The sequence below is a fragment of the Streptomyces armeniacus genome, from assembly GCF_003355155.1.
Taxonomy (GTDB): Bacteria; Actinomycetota; Actinomycetes; order Streptomycetales; family Streptomycetaceae; genus Streptomyces; species Streptomyces armeniacus.
On record NZ_CP031320.1, the window covers coordinates 7,716,724 to 7,730,265 of the forward strand.

Here is a 13,542-nt window from a genome sequence, read left to right on the forward strand (position 1 = left end):
CATGACCGACTCCCTCGCTGACCCGCACACGCGGTACCCGGCCGGCGCCGCCGCGGCTCCCGACGAGCCCGACAGCCTCGCCGGGCCGCGTGACATCGTCATCCTCGGCTCGACCGGCTCCGTCGGCACACAGGCCGTTGACGTGGTGCTGAGCAATCCCGGCCGGTTCCGGGTGATCGGCCTGTCCGCGGCGGGCGGCAGAGTCGGGCTGCTCGCCGGGCAGGCGCACCGGCTGCAGGTGCGTACGGTCGCCGTCGCCCGCGAGGACAAGGCCGTGGAGCTGCGGCAGGCGCTGCGCGCGGAGTACGGCGTGGGGGAACCGATCCCGGAGGTGCTGGCCGGGCCGGACGCCGCCACCGAGCTGGCCGGGGCCGAGTGCCACACGGTGCTCAACGGCATCACCGGCTCCATCGGGCTGGCTCCCACGCTGGCCGCGCTCAGGGCGGGCCGGCTGCTGGCACTGGCCAACAAGGAGTCGCTGATCGTCGGCGGCCCGCTGGTACGGGAGCTGGCGGCGCCGGGCCAGATCGTGCCGGTGGACTCCGAGCACTCCGCGCTGTTCCAGGCGCTGATGGGCGGCACCCGCCCTGAGGTGCGCAAGCTGCTCGTCACGGCGTCCGGCGGCCCGTTCCGCGGCCGTACGCGGGCCCAACTGGCCGGTGTGACACCGAAGGACGCGCTCGCCCACCCCACCTGGGACATGGGCCCGGTGATCACCGTGAACTCCGCGACCCTGGTCAACAAGGGCCTGGAGGTCATCGAGGCGCACCTGCTCTACGACATCCCGTTCGACCGTATCCAGGTGGTTGTGCACCCGCAGTCGGCGATCCACTCGATGGTGGAGTTCACCGACGGCTCGACGCTGGCCCAGTGCGGGCCGCCCGACATGCGGCTGCCCATCGCGCTGGCCCTGGGCTGGCCGCACCGGGTGCCGGACGCGGGGCCGGTCTTCGACTGGACGCAGGCCATGTCGTGGGACTTCTTCCCGCTGGACGAGGAGGCGTTCCCGTCCGTGCCGCTGGCCTGCCACGTGGGGGCGCTCGGCGGCACCGCGCCCGCCGTCTACAACGCCGCCAACGAGGAGTGCGTCGACGCCTTCCTCGCCGGCAGACTGCCGTTTACGGGAATTGTCGATACGGTCTCCGCTGTGGTCGGCGAACACACCGGGGAGAGCACGGCGCAGGGCGCCTCCGAGGGAACCGGCCTGACCCTGGACGATGTCCTGGAGGCCGAGGGCTGGGCGCGCACCCGCGCCCGTGAGCTGGCGGCCCGGGCCGTAGTGGAGGCGCGCGCATGACGACGTTCATGACCATCCTCGGCATAATCGTCTTCGTCGTGGGCCTGCTGTTCTCGATCGCCTGGCACGAGCTCGGCCATCTCTCCACCGCGAAGCTGTTCGGCATCCGGGTGCCGCAGTACATGGTGGGCTTCGGCCCGACGATCTTCTCCCGGAAGAAGGGCGAGACCGAGTACGGCATCAAGGCGATCCCGTTCGGCGGCTACATCCGCATGATCGGCATGTTCCCGCCCGGCGACGACGGAGCGCTGCGGAAGCGCTCGACGTCGCCCTTCCGGGGGATGATCGAGGACGCGCGCGCCGCCGCGTTCGAGGAGCTCCAACCGGGCGACGAGAAGCGGCTGTTCTACACGCGCAAGCCGTGGAAGCGCGTCATCGTGATGTTCGCCGGGCCGTTCATGAACCTGATCCTGGCTGTCGTGATCTTCCTCGGCGTGCTGCTGACCTTCGGCGTCAACACGACCACCACCACCGTCTCCAGCGTCTCCGAGTGCGTGATCCAGGCGTCCGCGCGCACCGACAAGTGCACCGAGGGCGCCAAGGACTCCCCGGCGAAGGCCGCGGGCATGCGCCCCGGCGACAAGATCGTCGCGTTCAACGGCGAGCCCGTCGCCGAGTGGGACGAGCTGCAGGCCGACATCCGCGACACCATCGGGCCCGCCACCCTCACCGTCGAGCGGGACGGGCAGCGCAAGATGCTGCACGCGGACCTGGTGGAGAACCAGGTCGCGAAGTTCGACGGGCGCGGCGGCTACGTCGAGGGCGAGTACGTCACCACCGGCTTCCTCGGCTTCACCCCGGCCAGCGGGATCGTGGAGCAGTCGTTCCCGCAGGCCGTGGACCGTATGGGCGACATGATGGTCTCCGGCGTCGAGGCCCTGATCGACCTGCCGTCCAAGATCCCGGACCTGTGGGACGCCACCTTCGGCAACGCCGAACGCGAACAGGACTCGCCCATGGGCGTCGTCGGCGCGGCCAGAGTCGGCGGCGAGGTCTTCTCCCTCGACATCCCGCCCGAGCAGCGCGTCGCGACGATGCTGTTCCTGGTCGCCGGATTCAACCTGTCGCTGTTCCTGTTCAACATGCTGCCGCTGCTGCCCCTCGACGGCGGGCACATGGCCGGCGCGCTGTGGGAGTCCGTACGCCGGAACGTCGCCCGCGTCTTCCGCCGGCCCGACCCCGGGCCGTTCGACGTGGCACGGCTCATGCCGGTGGCGTACGTGGTGGCGGGCGTGTTCGTCTGCTTCACGCTGCTGGTGCTGATCGCCGACGTGGTGAACCCCGTACGGCTGGCGGGTTGACCCCGTATGTCGCACCCCTCCACGGACGGAGGAGTGCGACATACACACCGGTCTTGTGGCGTAGTCTCGGGGCCGGAGCCCGTCGATCTCGGGACCTCGATTCACACCATGGGGTTGCACGCACGATGACAGCGATTTCGCTCGGAATGCCGGACGTACCGATCAAGCTCGCGGACCGCCGCGTGAGTCGGAAGATCCAGGTGGGGCCGGTGGCCGTGGGTGGTGACGCGCCGGTGTCCGTGCAGTCGATGACGACGACGCAGACCGCGGATGTGGGTGCGACGTTGCAGCAGATCGCGGAGTTGACGGCGTCGGACCCTGTGTTGTCCATGCGGGGCAGTCGCGGCCCGCCGCTCAGTAGCCGAAAGCGCGCGCCGTGTTGGCCGCCACGTGCTCCGCCAGCGCGTCCTCCGTCATCCCCTTGACCTCCGCCATCCCCCGCTCCGCCCGCGCCAACCGCTCCGTACGGCACGGTGGCTCCCCTGAGATTGGCTCACTGCGCACACTCCACCCGCGACGGCATACCGGCGGGCGGGAATGTAGCGGAGAGAAGGTCACTCTCCAAAGTCGTACGATCACCCTGTGTTGTCCATGCGGGGCAGTCGCGGCCCGCCGCTCAGTAGCCGAAAGCGCGCGCCGTGTTGGCCGCCACGTGCTCCGCCAGCGCGTCCTCCGTCATCCCCTTGACCTCCGCCATCGCCCGCAGGGTGACGGGAATGAGATACGGCGCGTTGGGCCGTCCGCGGTACGGCGCCGGGGTGAGGAAGGGCGCGTCGGTCTCCACCAGGACCAGTTCGGGCGGCGCGACAGCGAGGGCGTCGCGCAGCGGCTGCGCGTTCTTGAAGGTCACGTTCCCGGCGAAGGACATGAACCAGCCGTGCGCGGCGCACACTCCGGCCATCTCCGCGTCGCCGGAGTAGCAGTGGAACACCGTCCGCTCGGGGGCGCCCTCCTCCGCGAGCACGCGGAGGACGTCCGCGTGCGCGTCGCGGTCGTGGATCACCAGGGCCTTGCCGAGCCGCTTCGCCATCCCGATGTGCGCCCGGAACGACCGCTCCTGGGCGGCGCGCCCCTCCTCGCCCGTACGGAAGTGATCGAGGCCCGTCTCGCCGACGCCGAGCACCTGGGGCAGCGCGGCCAGCTTCTCGATCCCGTCGAGCGCGGCGTCGAGCGCGTCCGCGCCGCCGTCGGCCGCGATCCGCGGCGCCTCGTTGGGGTGCAGCGCGACGGTGGCGTGCACCGCGTCGTACGCGGCGGCCGTCTCGGCGGCCCAGCGCGAACGCTCCAGGTCGCAGCCGACCTGGACGAGCGTCTCCACGCCGACGGCCGCCGCCCGCGCCACCGCCTCCTCGACCGTCGGGTCCTGCATGTCGAGGTGGGTGTGCGAGTCGGCGACCGGCACCCGGAGCGGTACGGGTGCCGGCGGCGGCTGCGCGGGCGTCTGCGGGGATTTCGGCATGACCGCGATGGTAATTCGGCGCCCCGTGCGGTGTCGCCGCCGGCCGGGGTACCCGTATCCGGCGTGACGGGTGCTGTGCGGTGGTGCTGTGCCGTGCGGTCTGTGCTGTGCGGTGCCCGTGCCGTGTGTGCGGTCAGCGTTTGGACAGGGCCTGTTCGGCGTTGGCCACCCGCCCCGAACGCATAATGCGCAGCACGTGCCCGTCACAGTTGACGCATGTGGGATTCGTGAGCGGTGAGGGAACTCGGTGGCCTTCCGTGTAATAGGTCACGAAAGGCTTTCCGTCCGGGGGCACGTGGTGCTCTATGTCGTAGGTCTGCTCCCAGCCGTAACCGCACTTCATACAGGCGAAGCTGTACGCTTCGTGAACGGTTCCGGCGCCTCCGCCGGTGCCACCTGCCGTGCCTCCGCCAGTGCCGCTGCTGTCCTTCATCCCGGCTCCCTTCCGAGCAGTGGACCCACACCCAGTGGACTCCTCCGCCGGAGAAAACGCAGCTGTCTTCCGCGCAGTTGGGGCAGATTTGGTCCGGCTATAGGGAATGCGTCCCGCTCTGCGGCTCAGGCTTTACTTTTCACCTTAGTCCTTTTGCCCGCCGCTTGACCCGCCCGTCCCGTTTCCGGGCCCGCGGTCGTCTACCGGCTCCCGCTTCGCCGCCACCACCGCGTCGAAGACGTCCCGCTTCGGCACCCCCGCCTCCCGCGCCACCGCCGCGATCGCCTCCTTGCGCCGCTCGCCCGCCTCCTCGCGCACCGCGACCAGCCGCGCCAGCTCGGCGGGACCGCCGCCGCCCGGCCCGTACGGCCCCGACGCGGGCGCGCCCTCGACCACAACGGTGATCTCGCCCCGTACGCCGCCCGCCGCCCACTCCGCGAGCTCTCCCAGGGGGGCGCGCCTGACCTCCTCGTACGTCTTGGTCAGCTCCCGGCACACCGCCGCGCGCCGGTCCGTGCCGAAGACCTCCGCCATCGCGGAGAGCGCGTCGGCGAGCCGGTGCGGTGACTCGAAGTAGACGAGGGTGCGCCGCTCGTCCGCGGCCTCCCGCAGCCGGGACAGCCGTTCGCCGCGCTTGCGCGGCAGGAAGCCCTCGAAGCAGAAGCGGTCCACCGGCAGCCCGGACAGCGCCAGCGCCGTGAGCACCGCGGATGGTCCCGGCACCGCCGTCACGCGTACGCCGTGCTCCACCGCCGCGGCCACCAGCCGGTAGCCGGGGTCGGACACGGACGGCATCCCCGCGTCGGTGACCAGCAGCACCCGCGCGCCCTGGAGGAGCGCCTCGACCAGCTCTGGCGTACGGGCGGCCTCATTCCCCTCGAAGTACGACACGACGCGGCCCGACGGGCGTACGCCCAGCGCCTGGGTCAGCCGCCGCAGCCGCCGGGTGTCCTCGGCGGCGACGATGTCCGCGCCGCCGAGTTCGGCGCCGAGGCGCGGCGGGGCGTCGTCGGTGTCGCCGATGGGAGTGCCTGCGAGTACGAGCGTTCCGGAGTCCACCGGCACATCCTCGCAGCGGCAGTCCGCGCGCACCCGGCGCGGTTCCCTACGATGTGCCCGTGACGACCAGTGACACCGCCCCGGACGTCGAGCGCGGACGTACGGGCGCGGGCGACGCGCCCTCCTGGCAGCTGCGGCTGCGCCGGTACGGCTACGTGGCCCGGCCGCGGCCCGGCGTGACGGAGCGGCTGGAGCCGCCGTACGCGCCTCCCTCGCCGCGGCTGGCGGCGCTGTTCGGCTTCTCGCCGGACGCCGCCGGGCGGTTCGCGCGGTGGGCGGCGTGGGGCGGCCCGGCACTGGTGGCGCTGGTCGCGGGAGTGCTGCGGTTCTGGCGCCTGGGCTCGCCGCACGCGGTGATATTCGACGAGACGTACTACGCGAAGGACGCCTGGTCGCTCTACCAGCACGGCTACGAGGGCCACTGGGCGGAGAACGCGAACAAGCTGATCCTCGCCGACCCGCAGAAGATCCCCCTCTCCGACGACCCCTCGTACGTCGTGCACCCTCCGGCGGGCAAGTGGGTCATCGGGCTCGGGGAGTGGCTGTTCGGGCTCGAACCGTTCGGCTGGCGCTTCATGACCGCCGTGCTCGGGACGCTGTCGGTGTTCCTGCTGTGCCGCATCGGGCGGCGGCTGTTCCGCTCCACCGTGCTCGGGTGCCTCGCGGGCGCGCTGATGGCGGTGGACGGGCTGCACTACGTGATGAGCCGGGTAGCGCTGCTCGACCTGGTGCTGATGTTCTGGGTGCTGGCGGCGTTCGGCTGCCTGCTCGTCGACCGGGACAAGGCGCGGGCACGGCTGGCGGCGGCGCTGCGGAGGGACGCGGAAAGCGAAGCCGTACGGCACTCGACGGACGCACCGTCCGACTCCGTACGGCACTCGGCGGACGCACCGTCCGGGCACGCACCGTCCGAGGCCGGTCCGGACGCTCCCGGTGAAGAGGCCGCGTCCGGTGTCACTCCGACCCCCGACCCCGGCATCGCCGAGCGGCTCGGCCTCGGCTGGCGCCCCTGGCGCCTCGCCGCCGGCGTCTGCCTCGGCCTCGCCTGCGCGACGAAGTGGAACGGGCTGTACATCCTCGCCGCGTTCGGCGTGCTCACCGTCCTGTGGGACATGGGCGCGCGCCGTACGGCCGGTGCCGGGCGCCCCTTCCTCGCGATGCTCCGCAGGGACGCGCTGCCCGGCTTCGCGTCGCTGGTGCCGGTGGCGCTCGTCACGTACGTCGCCACCTGGAGCGGCTGGTTCGCCACCCAGGGCGGCTACTTCCGGGACTGGGCCGAGAAGGAGGGCCAGGCAGGTTCCTGGGGCTGGCTGCCGGGGCCGCTGCGCAGCCTGTGGCACTACGAGTCGGAGGTGTACGACTTCCACGTCGGCCTCACCTCCGGGCACACGTACGAGTCCAACCCGTGGAGCTGGCTCGTCGTCGGCCGCCCCGTCTCGTACTTCTACGAGTCGCCCAAGAACGGCCAGGACGGCTGCACCGCCGCCGACGGCTGCGCCCGCGAGGTACTCGCGCTCGGCACGCCGCTGCTGTGGTGGGCTGCCTGCTTCGCGCTGCTGTACGTCCTCTACCGCTGGCTGTTCCGGCGCGACTGGCGCGCGGGCGCCGTCCTGTGCGGAGTGGCGGCCGGCTATCTGCCCTGGTTCCTCTATCAGGAGCGGACGATCTTCTACTTCTACGCGGTCGTCTTCCTGCCGTTCCTCTGCCTCGCGCTGACGATGATGATCGGCGCGCTCGCCGGACCGCCCGGCGTGACGGAACGCAGGAGACTCGTCGGAGTCGTCGGCTCCGGCGTTCTGTTCCTGCTGATCACGTGGAACTTCATTTATTTCTGGCCCCTTTACACAGGCCAGGCCATCCCCACCGACGACTGGCAGCAACGGATGTGGCTGGACACGTGGATCTGAACAGCCCCGCGCCCGCCCCGAATTGAGCCATGGAAACTCCGTTTCGAGCCTCGAAAGGGTGACTCCGGGGCACAGGCCGTCACTTCCGTGCTCTATGGTGCCTCGAGACCCTCGGCCAGGCGGGCGGAGGCGGGGTGGAGGTTCAGAATTCGGATGCGTGACAGCCAGCGGATGGCGGTGCTCGGCGGAGTCGCCGCCGTCGTCGTGGGAGCCACCGGTTTCGGTGTGTACGCCCTCGTCGGAGGCGAGGAAGAGAACAGCGGCGACAAGGGCAGCGTTTCGGCTGCCGCGGACGGCAAGAACTCCGACGAGGTCGAGACGGGGCCGCCGTCCGCCGAGGAGGTCAAGGAAGCCTCCAAGAGCTTCCTCGAGGCGTGGTCCTCGGGCGATGCCCGTAAGGCCGCCGCCGTCACGGACGACAAGTCCGCCGCGCTCAAGGCGCTGACCGCGCTCCGCAAGGACGCCAAGGTGTCCAAGGTCGCCGTCACCCCGGGCACGCCGCGTACGCCGGCAGCGACGAAAGCCGATAAGACCGACAAGACAGCCAAGAGTGACAAGGGCGACACGGAGGCCGAAGCCACCGCGTCCGAGGTGCCGTTCAAGGTCACCGCGCAGCTCGCGTACGGGGAGCGGCGCGACGCGTGGTCGTACGACTCGGCGCTCCAGGTCGTACGGGACAAGAAGACCGGCGACGCCGTCGTCGGCTGGGAACCGTCCGTGCTGCACCCCAAGCTCGAGGACGGCCAGACGGTGAAGACCGGCGAGGCGGGCACGCCGCCGATCAAGGCCGTCGACCAGAACGGCACCGAGCTGTCCAAGTCGGACCACCCCTCGCTCAGCGGAATCCTCGACGACCTCCGCAAGCGGTACGGCGCCAAGACGGACGGCACCCCCGGCATCGAGACGCGCATCGTCGACGCCAAGGGCAAGGACACCGGGACGACGCTGCGCACCCTGACCAAGGGCACGCCCGGCACCCTCAAGACGACGCTGGACCTGGACGTGCAGAAGGCCGCAGAGGCGGCCATCGCGGACAAGCCGAAGGCGTCGGTCGTCGCGGTCAAGCCCAGCACCGGCGAGATCCTCGCCGTCGCCAACTCGCCCGCCAAGGGCTTCAACACGGCGCTCCAGGGCTCGTACGCGCCCGGCTCCACCATGAAGGTCATCACCGGCGCGATGCTGCTGGACAAGGGGCTGGCCGCGCCGGGCAAGGCGCACCCGTGCCCCAAGTACTTCGAGTACGGCGGCTGGAAGTTCCAGAACGACGACAAGTTCGACATCAAGGGCGGCACGTTCGCGCAGAGCTTCGCGCGCTCCTGCAACACCGCGTTCATCAGCCAGGCGCCGGAGCTGGACGACGACTCGCTGACCAAGGAGGCCCGCGACGTCTTCGGCATCGGCCTCAACTGGCAGGTCGGCACGAGCACGTTCGACGGCCAGGTGCCCGTCCAGTCCGACGCGCAGATGGCCGCGTCGCTGATCGGGCAGGGCAGCGTACGGATGAACCCGCTGACGATGGCGTCCGTGTCGGCGACCGTGAGGTCCGGCGAGTTCAAGCAGCCGTACATCGTGTCGCCGTCGCTCGACGACCGCACCCTCGCGAAGGCGCCGCGTTCGATGAAGCCGCAGGTGGTCAGTGACCTGCGGGCGTTGATGAAGACGACGGCGACCGGCGGCACCGCAGCCAAGCCGATGGCCGGGCTGAGCGGCGACTTCGGCGCGAAGACGGGCTCGGCGGAGGTCGGCGGCCAGAAGAAGCCGAACGCGTGGTTCACGGCGTACCGCGACGACATCGCCGTATCGGCCGTCGTCCCGGCCTCCGGGCACGGCGGCGACTACGCCGGGCCGGTGGTCCGGAAGGTGCTGGACGTCGGCTGACGCGCGCAGCGGCGGGTGTGGCGGGGCGGAACGGCCGTACGCGGCCGGGCCGCCCCGCTGTTGCGTGTCGGGCGCTGCGCGGCGTGCGCCGCCCGGACGTACGGTCACGGCGGGAAACGCTTCGCGGCGCCCGTACGCGGGCCGCTAGCGTGACCCGTATGACCTCACCCTCCGCCGCCCACCCCCGGTTCGCCGCCGCACTGTCCGCACTCGGTCTCGACGACGTCGAGGTCCGCTCCTTCCCGGACGCGACCCGTACGGCCGCCGAGGCCGCTGCCGCGATCGGCTGCGAGCTGAGCCAGATCGTCAAGTCGCTGGTCTTCGAGGCCGACGGCGTCCCGGTGCTCGTACTGATGGACGGCGCCTCCAGGGTCGACGTGGAGCGGGTACGTGCCGAGCTCGGCGCCGAACGGGTCGGCCGCGCCGACGCCCGCGTCGTACGCGACGCCACCGGCTACGCGATCGGTGGCGTACCCCCCTTCGGGCACACCACGCAGCTGCGGGTGCTGGCCGACCGCCGCCTGCTGACGCACGGCACGGTGTGGGCCGCGGCGGGCACGCCGCACACCGTCTTCGCGATCGAGCCGAAGGCGCTGGTCGCGCACGCGGGCGGCACGCTCGCGGACGTACGCGAGGCGGGCTGAGCGCGCCGGCCGCCGCCGCGCGCGCGGCGCGGCCGACGCCACACACGGGAGGCGACGTGCGTACGAACGTGCTCCGCGCGCGCGGAGGCGCCGCCGTTGCATACGGCGTCGCATACGGCAGCGCTTCCGGTGCGCACGGTGGTGTCTCCGGTGCGCGCGGCGGTGCCGTACGGGTGTCACTGTGACGCCGCTGGTCGCCGCCGCCGTGCTGGCCGCCGCGGTGACGCACGCCGGGTGGAACGCGATCGCGCACGGCATCAAGGACCAGCTCGTCGCCTTCTCCCTGATCGGCGCCGCCGACCTGGTGTGCGGCGCGGCGGTCGCGGCGTACGCCCCGCTGCCCGCCGCGGGCGCCTGGCCGTACCTCATCGCCTCCGTACTGCTGCACATCGGCTACCAGGCGCTGCTGATGCGCTCGTTCCGGCTGGGCGACTTCGGGCAGGTCTACCCGATCGCACGCGGCACGGCGCCGCTCGCGGTGACGGTCCTCGCGCTGGTCTTCGTCCACGAACGCCCCGGCCTGTGGCAGACGACGGGCGTCGCGGTGGCCTCCGCCGGTCTGGTCGGAGTGGCGCTGTGGGGCATACGGGGGCGCGCGGGCGACGTCCGTACGGGTGCCGATCCGGGCGCCGATCCGGGTGCCAATCCGGGTGCCGAGGCCGGTGCCCGCGCCGCCGCCAGGCCGCAGACGGCCGCGCTGCTCGCGGCCGTCGGCACAGGCCTGGCCATCGCCTCGTACACGGTGGTGGACGGCATGGGCGTACGCGCCTCCGGTTCCGCGCTCGGCTACACCGGCTGGCTCGTCGCCCTGATGGGCCCGTGCATCCCGCTGTACGCGCTCGCCGTCCGCCGCCGCGCGCTGCTCGCCCAACTCCGCCCGGTGGCCTGGAGGGGCCTGCTCGGCGGGGCGCTGTCCACGGCGGCGTACGGGCTGGTGCTGTGGGCCCAGACCCGCGCCCCGCTCGCACCGGTCGCGGCGCTGCGCGAGACGTCGGTCATCGCGGGGGCGGCGATCGGCGCGCTGTTCTTCAAGGAACGCTTCGGCGCCCCCCGCATCGCCGCCTCGGCGGTCCTGGCGCTGGGCATCGCCCTGATGCTCACAACCTGACCCCACCCGCCCCCCACCGCGGGCGCCACGGCAACGCCGGGCGACCCGACATGCCGTACCGCACGGCGGTCCCGAAGAGGCCGCCGGCCCGGACGCGCCCCGGATAGAGGCTCGGCGCCGCGACCGCACTGCTCCACCAGGTGACCGTAGTGGGCTCGCGGTCCCGCGACGTGGCCAGCGCGGTCACGCCGTACCTGGAGCGCGGCGGCTAGTGGGACGCGGACTGCCTCCTCGAAGGGATGGGCGGCGGACGTGTCCTGGCGCTTCCTGCGTCGCCACTGAGGTGGCCCATGTTCCGCTGTTGAACACGTCTGGGTCGCCGCCCGTGTAGCTCTCCGCGCCGAGCCGCAGCACCTGCGCGGTGTCGACGCCCGGCAGTTCACCGTCGTCGCCGAAGTGCCGCTTGACCCGCTCCCGGTCGAACCGGTCGATGCCCGCGGGCACCGGCGTGGTCGTCGTTAACAGCATCCCTGCTCGTACCGTCTCCAGCGCCGCGCCCAACCCGCCCCGCCCCGTACGCGCCCTCGCCACGCCCACCTGGGCGATGCTGGCCGTGACGCTGGTCTGGCTGGTGGCGCACTTCTTCTACGCCGTCTCCGTCGACTCGGCCCTCGGCGACATGCCCTCCGGGTACTCGCCCGACTACCACCCGGACTACGGCGACATGAGGGACGTCGGCCAGCTCTTCGAGGCCTTCCGGGCGGTCATCTTCCTTGCCACGGCGATCCTCTGGGTGCTGTGGTTCGGACGGCTGCGCGCGAACGCGGAGGCGTTCGCGCCGGGCCAGCTGCGCTACGAGCCCGGGCTGGCGTACGGCGTCTGGTTCATTCCGATCTGCAACTTCTTCATGCCCAAGCAGATCGCCAACGACATCTGGGGCGCGTCCAAGCCCGCACCGCCGGGTCACTGGTACGGCGGCCGCCTGCCCGCGCAGCGCGGGCTGCTGAACGGCTGGTGGACGACGTGGGTGATCTCGTTCTTCTTCACGTTCGTGAGCTCGTGGGAGAGCTGGTACGAGGACGGGACCGTCGAGGGCGCGAGCGAGACGCTGGCCGTCACCTTCTTCAGCGACCTGCTCATGATCACGTGCGGCATCCTCGCGATCATCATGGTGCTGCGGCTCACGCGGTGGCAGGAGGACCGCATCGCGGGGCACGGCTGAACGGCGGCTCCCCTGCTGTCCCCCGCGGGGGAGCTTCGCTCACACCTCCGCTTCGAGCCGCGCCGCCAGGTAGCCGTCCAGGTCCGGGCGTTCCGCCGCGTACACCTCGCGCAGCCACGCCCGCCGTTCGAAGTCCGTGACGGCCAGCTCGTACGTACAGGCCGCCAAGCCGCCCGTCAGCGGCCGGAGTTCACCCGCCGGGTCGGCGAGGTCGCCGCCGAACGGCAGGTGGTGGAGCAGGTTGCCGTTCGCCCACCAGTCGACGAGCACCCAGGTGCCGTCCGCGCCGTCGTGCACGGTGAGGAACGCCGCGCCGTGGCGGCCGTCCCCTCCCGGTTCGCGCGGCAGGTGCTGCGCGGCGGTGGCCTTGGCGGCGGTGACGAGGGCGGGGCGCGGCAGTTCGGCCGCGGCGGCGATGCCGTACACCTTCACGCGCCAGCCGCCGTGCTCCCAGAGTTCAAGGAAGCGGATGGGCCGGGTCCGGTAACTGGCGCCCGCGAGAGACCTCATACGTGACCGTTCCTTCCATCCGCCCCGTCCCCACCGGCCGTTCGGCACAGGCGCGAGGGGTGCCGCGGTCCTTTTCAGTGGAGCGCTCGTTATATTAGAGCGCTCGTCATACTCCGTGCTACGTTCGGCTCATGTCAAGGCTGTCAGGGCAGGGCAAGGGGCCGGGGCCGGCGGACGGCAGCCGCGTCCGGCTCATCCGGGCGGCGAGTCGGCTGATGGCCCGGCAGGGCTACGAGGCCACCGTGGTCAAGGACATCGCGCGCGAGGGCGCGGCCCCGATGGGATCGTTCTACTACCACTTCCCCGGCGGCAAGGAGCAGCTCGGAGCCGCCGCACTGCGCCAGGGAGGCGCGGAGGTCGGCGAGTTGTTCGCCCAGGCCATGGCCCCACACGGACAGCCCGCCGAGGCGGCCGCGGCCTGCGCGACCGTACTCGCCGACCGCCTCGCGGCGGCCTCCTGGCGGGACGGCTGCCCGGTCGCGACGACGGCGCTGGAGACCATAGGCCGCTCGGACGCGCTGCAGCAGGCGGCGGCCGAGGCGTTCGACGGCTGGCAGCGGGTGATCGCGGAACACCTGCGGCGCACCGGGCTCCCGGACCGTACGGCGGACGAACTCGCCGTCAGCGTCCTCGCGATGATCGAGGGCGCCGAGATGATCGCCCGCGTCCAGGCGTCGCGGACACCGTTGGACGCCGCGGCGGCGGCGCTCCGTACGCTCGTCGGCGCGGCCAGCCCGTCCGGCGATTGAGGACGGCCCTCGGCCACGGAATCCCTACACGGGAC

The 13,542-nt window shown here is 71.9% G+C and carries 13 protein-coding genes and 2 pseudogenes; 9 read left to right on the top strand and 6 right to left on the bottom strand.

Annotated elements, in window-relative coordinates:
- Position 1: 1 nt before the first annotated feature.
- The 3 genes and pseudogenes from dxr to DVA86_RS33440 form a co-directional block, all read left to right on the top strand.
- Positions 2-1,297 carry a 1-deoxy-D-xylulose-5-phosphate reductoisomerase gene (dxr, locus tag DVA86_RS33430; protein WP_208883922.1) on the top strand — a complete coding sequence of 432 codons (1,296 nt, stop codon included), beginning with the start codon at positions 2-4 and terminating at the stop codon, positions 1,295-1,297.
- Entirely contained in the window at positions 1,294-2,598 is a 1,305-nt protein-coding gene (locus DVA86_RS33435; protein WP_208883923.1) for a M50 family metallopeptidase, read from the top strand. Before dxr ends, DVA86_RS33435 begins: the two co-directional genes overlap by 4 nt.
- A gap of 125 nt (positions 2,599-2,723) precedes the next feature.
- A pseudogene (locus tag DVA86_RS33440) lies at positions 2,724-2,912 on the top strand (flavodoxin-dependent (E)-4-hydroxy-3-methylbut-2-enyl-diphosphate synthase); the annotation flags it as partial.
- Between the two features lie 40 nt (positions 2,913-2,952).
- Here DVA86_RS33440 and DVA86_RS33445 read toward each other — a convergent pair.
- The 4 genes and pseudogenes from DVA86_RS33445 to rsmI form a co-directional block, all read right to left on the bottom strand.
- Positions 2,953-3,102 carry a hypothetical protein gene (locus tag DVA86_RS33445; protein WP_208885644.1) on the bottom strand — a complete coding sequence of 50 codons (150 nt, stop codon included), beginning with the start codon at positions 3,100-3,102 and terminating at the stop codon, positions 2,953-2,955.
- A 112-nt stretch (positions 3,103-3,214) separates the two neighbouring features.
- Positions 3,215-4,057: a TatD family hydrolase gene (locus DVA86_RS33450; protein WP_208883925.1), complete on the bottom strand. Its 843-nt coding sequence runs from the start codon at positions 4,055-4,057 to the stop codon at positions 3,215-3,217.
- Positions 4,058-4,193: 136 nt separating this feature from the next.
- Positions 4,194-4,490 (bottom strand): annotated as a pseudogene (locus DVA86_RS33455) (hypothetical protein); the annotation flags it as partial.
- Between the two features lie 144 nt (positions 4,491-4,634).
- Positions 4,635-5,549: a 16S rRNA (cytidine(1402)-2'-O)-methyltransferase gene (gene rsmI / locus DVA86_RS33460; protein ID WP_425470955.1), complete on the bottom strand. Its 915-nt coding sequence runs from the start codon at positions 5,547-5,549 to the stop codon at positions 4,635-4,637.
- A 53-nt stretch (positions 5,550-5,602) separates the two neighbouring features.
- On the opposite strand from rsmI, the gene DVA86_RS33465 reads away from it, so the two are divergent.
- The 4 genes from DVA86_RS33465 (at position 5,603) to DVA86_RS33480 (ending at position 11,086) form a co-directional block, all read left to right on the top strand.
- Positions 5,603-7,456 (top strand): dolichyl-phosphate-mannose--protein mannosyltransferase, encoded by a 1,854-nt coding sequence (locus DVA86_RS33465; protein WP_425470956.1) that lies wholly within the window; start codon positions 5,603-5,605, stop codon positions 7,454-7,456.
- A 153-nt stretch (positions 7,457-7,609) separates the two neighbouring features.
- Complete coding sequence (locus DVA86_RS33470) at positions 7,610-9,334, top strand: penicillin-binding transpeptidase domain-containing protein (RefSeq protein ID WP_208883929.1); 1,725 nt, start codon at positions 7,610-7,612, stop codon at positions 9,332-9,334.
- A 158-nt stretch (positions 9,335-9,492) separates the two neighbouring features.
- On the top strand, positions 9,493-9,978 hold the full coding sequence (locus tag DVA86_RS33475) for a YbaK/EbsC family protein (RefSeq protein WP_208883931.1): 486 nt from the start codon (positions 9,493-9,495) through the stop codon (positions 9,976-9,978).
- 181 nt (positions 9,979-10,159) lie between these two features.
- Positions 10,160-11,086, top strand: a complete 927-nt coding sequence (locus tag DVA86_RS33480) for an EamA family transporter (protein WP_208883934.1) — start codon at positions 10,160-10,162, stop codon at positions 11,084-11,086.
- A 183-nt stretch (positions 11,087-11,269) separates the two neighbouring features.
- On the opposite strand, the gene DVA86_RS36195 is transcribed toward DVA86_RS33480, so the two are convergent.
- Positions 11,270-11,554, bottom strand: coding sequence for a hypothetical protein (locus tag DVA86_RS36195; RefSeq protein WP_342776399.1), 285 nt, complete (start codon positions 11,552-11,554; stop codon positions 11,270-11,272).
- Here DVA86_RS36195 and DVA86_RS33490 point away from each other — a divergent pair.
- Positions 11,535-12,248, top strand: coding sequence for a DUF4328 domain-containing protein (locus DVA86_RS33490; RefSeq protein WP_342776400.1), 714 nt, complete (start codon positions 11,535-11,537; stop codon positions 12,246-12,248). The genes DVA86_RS36195 and DVA86_RS33490 overlap by 20 nt on opposite strands.
- 39 nt (positions 12,249-12,287) lie before the next feature.
- Here DVA86_RS33490 and DVA86_RS33495 read toward each other — a convergent pair whose 3' ends face one another.
- Positions 12,288-12,758, bottom strand: a complete 471-nt coding sequence (locus DVA86_RS33495) for an isochorismatase (protein ID WP_208883938.1) — start codon at positions 12,756-12,758, stop codon at positions 12,288-12,290.
- Positions 12,759-12,889: 131 nt separating this feature from the next.
- On the opposite strand from DVA86_RS33495, the gene DVA86_RS33500 reads away from it, so the two are divergent.
- Positions 12,890-13,507 (top strand): TetR/AcrR family transcriptional regulator, encoded by a 618-nt coding sequence (locus DVA86_RS33500; protein ID WP_208883939.1) that lies wholly within the window; start codon positions 12,890-12,892, stop codon positions 13,505-13,507.
- Positions 13,508-13,542: the final 35 nt, after the last annotated feature.

Bases quoted from the DNA above. Each gene is read 5' to 3' on its own strand.
- dxr (WP_208883922.1), top strand. From the start codon at position 2: ATGACCGACTCCCTCGCTGACCCGCACACGCGGTACCCGGCCGGCGCC.
- DVA86_RS33435 (WP_208883923.1), top strand. From the start codon at position 1,294: ATGACGACGTTCATGACCATCCTCGGCATAATCGTCTTCGTCGTGGGC.
- DVA86_RS33450 (WP_208883925.1), bottom strand. From the start codon at position 4,057: ATGCCGAAATCCCCGCAGACGCCCGCGCAGCCGCCGCCGGCACCCGTA.
- DVA86_RS33470 (WP_208883929.1), top strand. From the start codon at position 7,610: ATGCGTGACAGCCAGCGGATGGCGGTGCTCGGCGGAGTCGCCGCCGTC.
- DVA86_RS33475 (WP_208883931.1), top strand. From the start codon at position 9,493: ATGACCTCACCCTCCGCCGCCCACCCCCGGTTCGCCGCCGCACTGTCC.
- DVA86_RS36195 (WP_342776399.1), bottom strand. From the start codon at position 11,554: ATGCTGTTAACGACGACCACGCCGGTGCCCGCGGGCATCGACCGGTTC.
- DVA86_RS33495 (WP_208883938.1), bottom strand. From the start codon at position 12,758: ATGAGGTCTCTCGCGGGCGCCAGTTACCGGACCCGGCCCATCCGCTTC.
- DVA86_RS33500 (WP_208883939.1), top strand. From the start codon at position 12,890: ATGTCAAGGCTGTCAGGGCAGGGCAAGGGGCCGGGGCCGGCGGACGGC.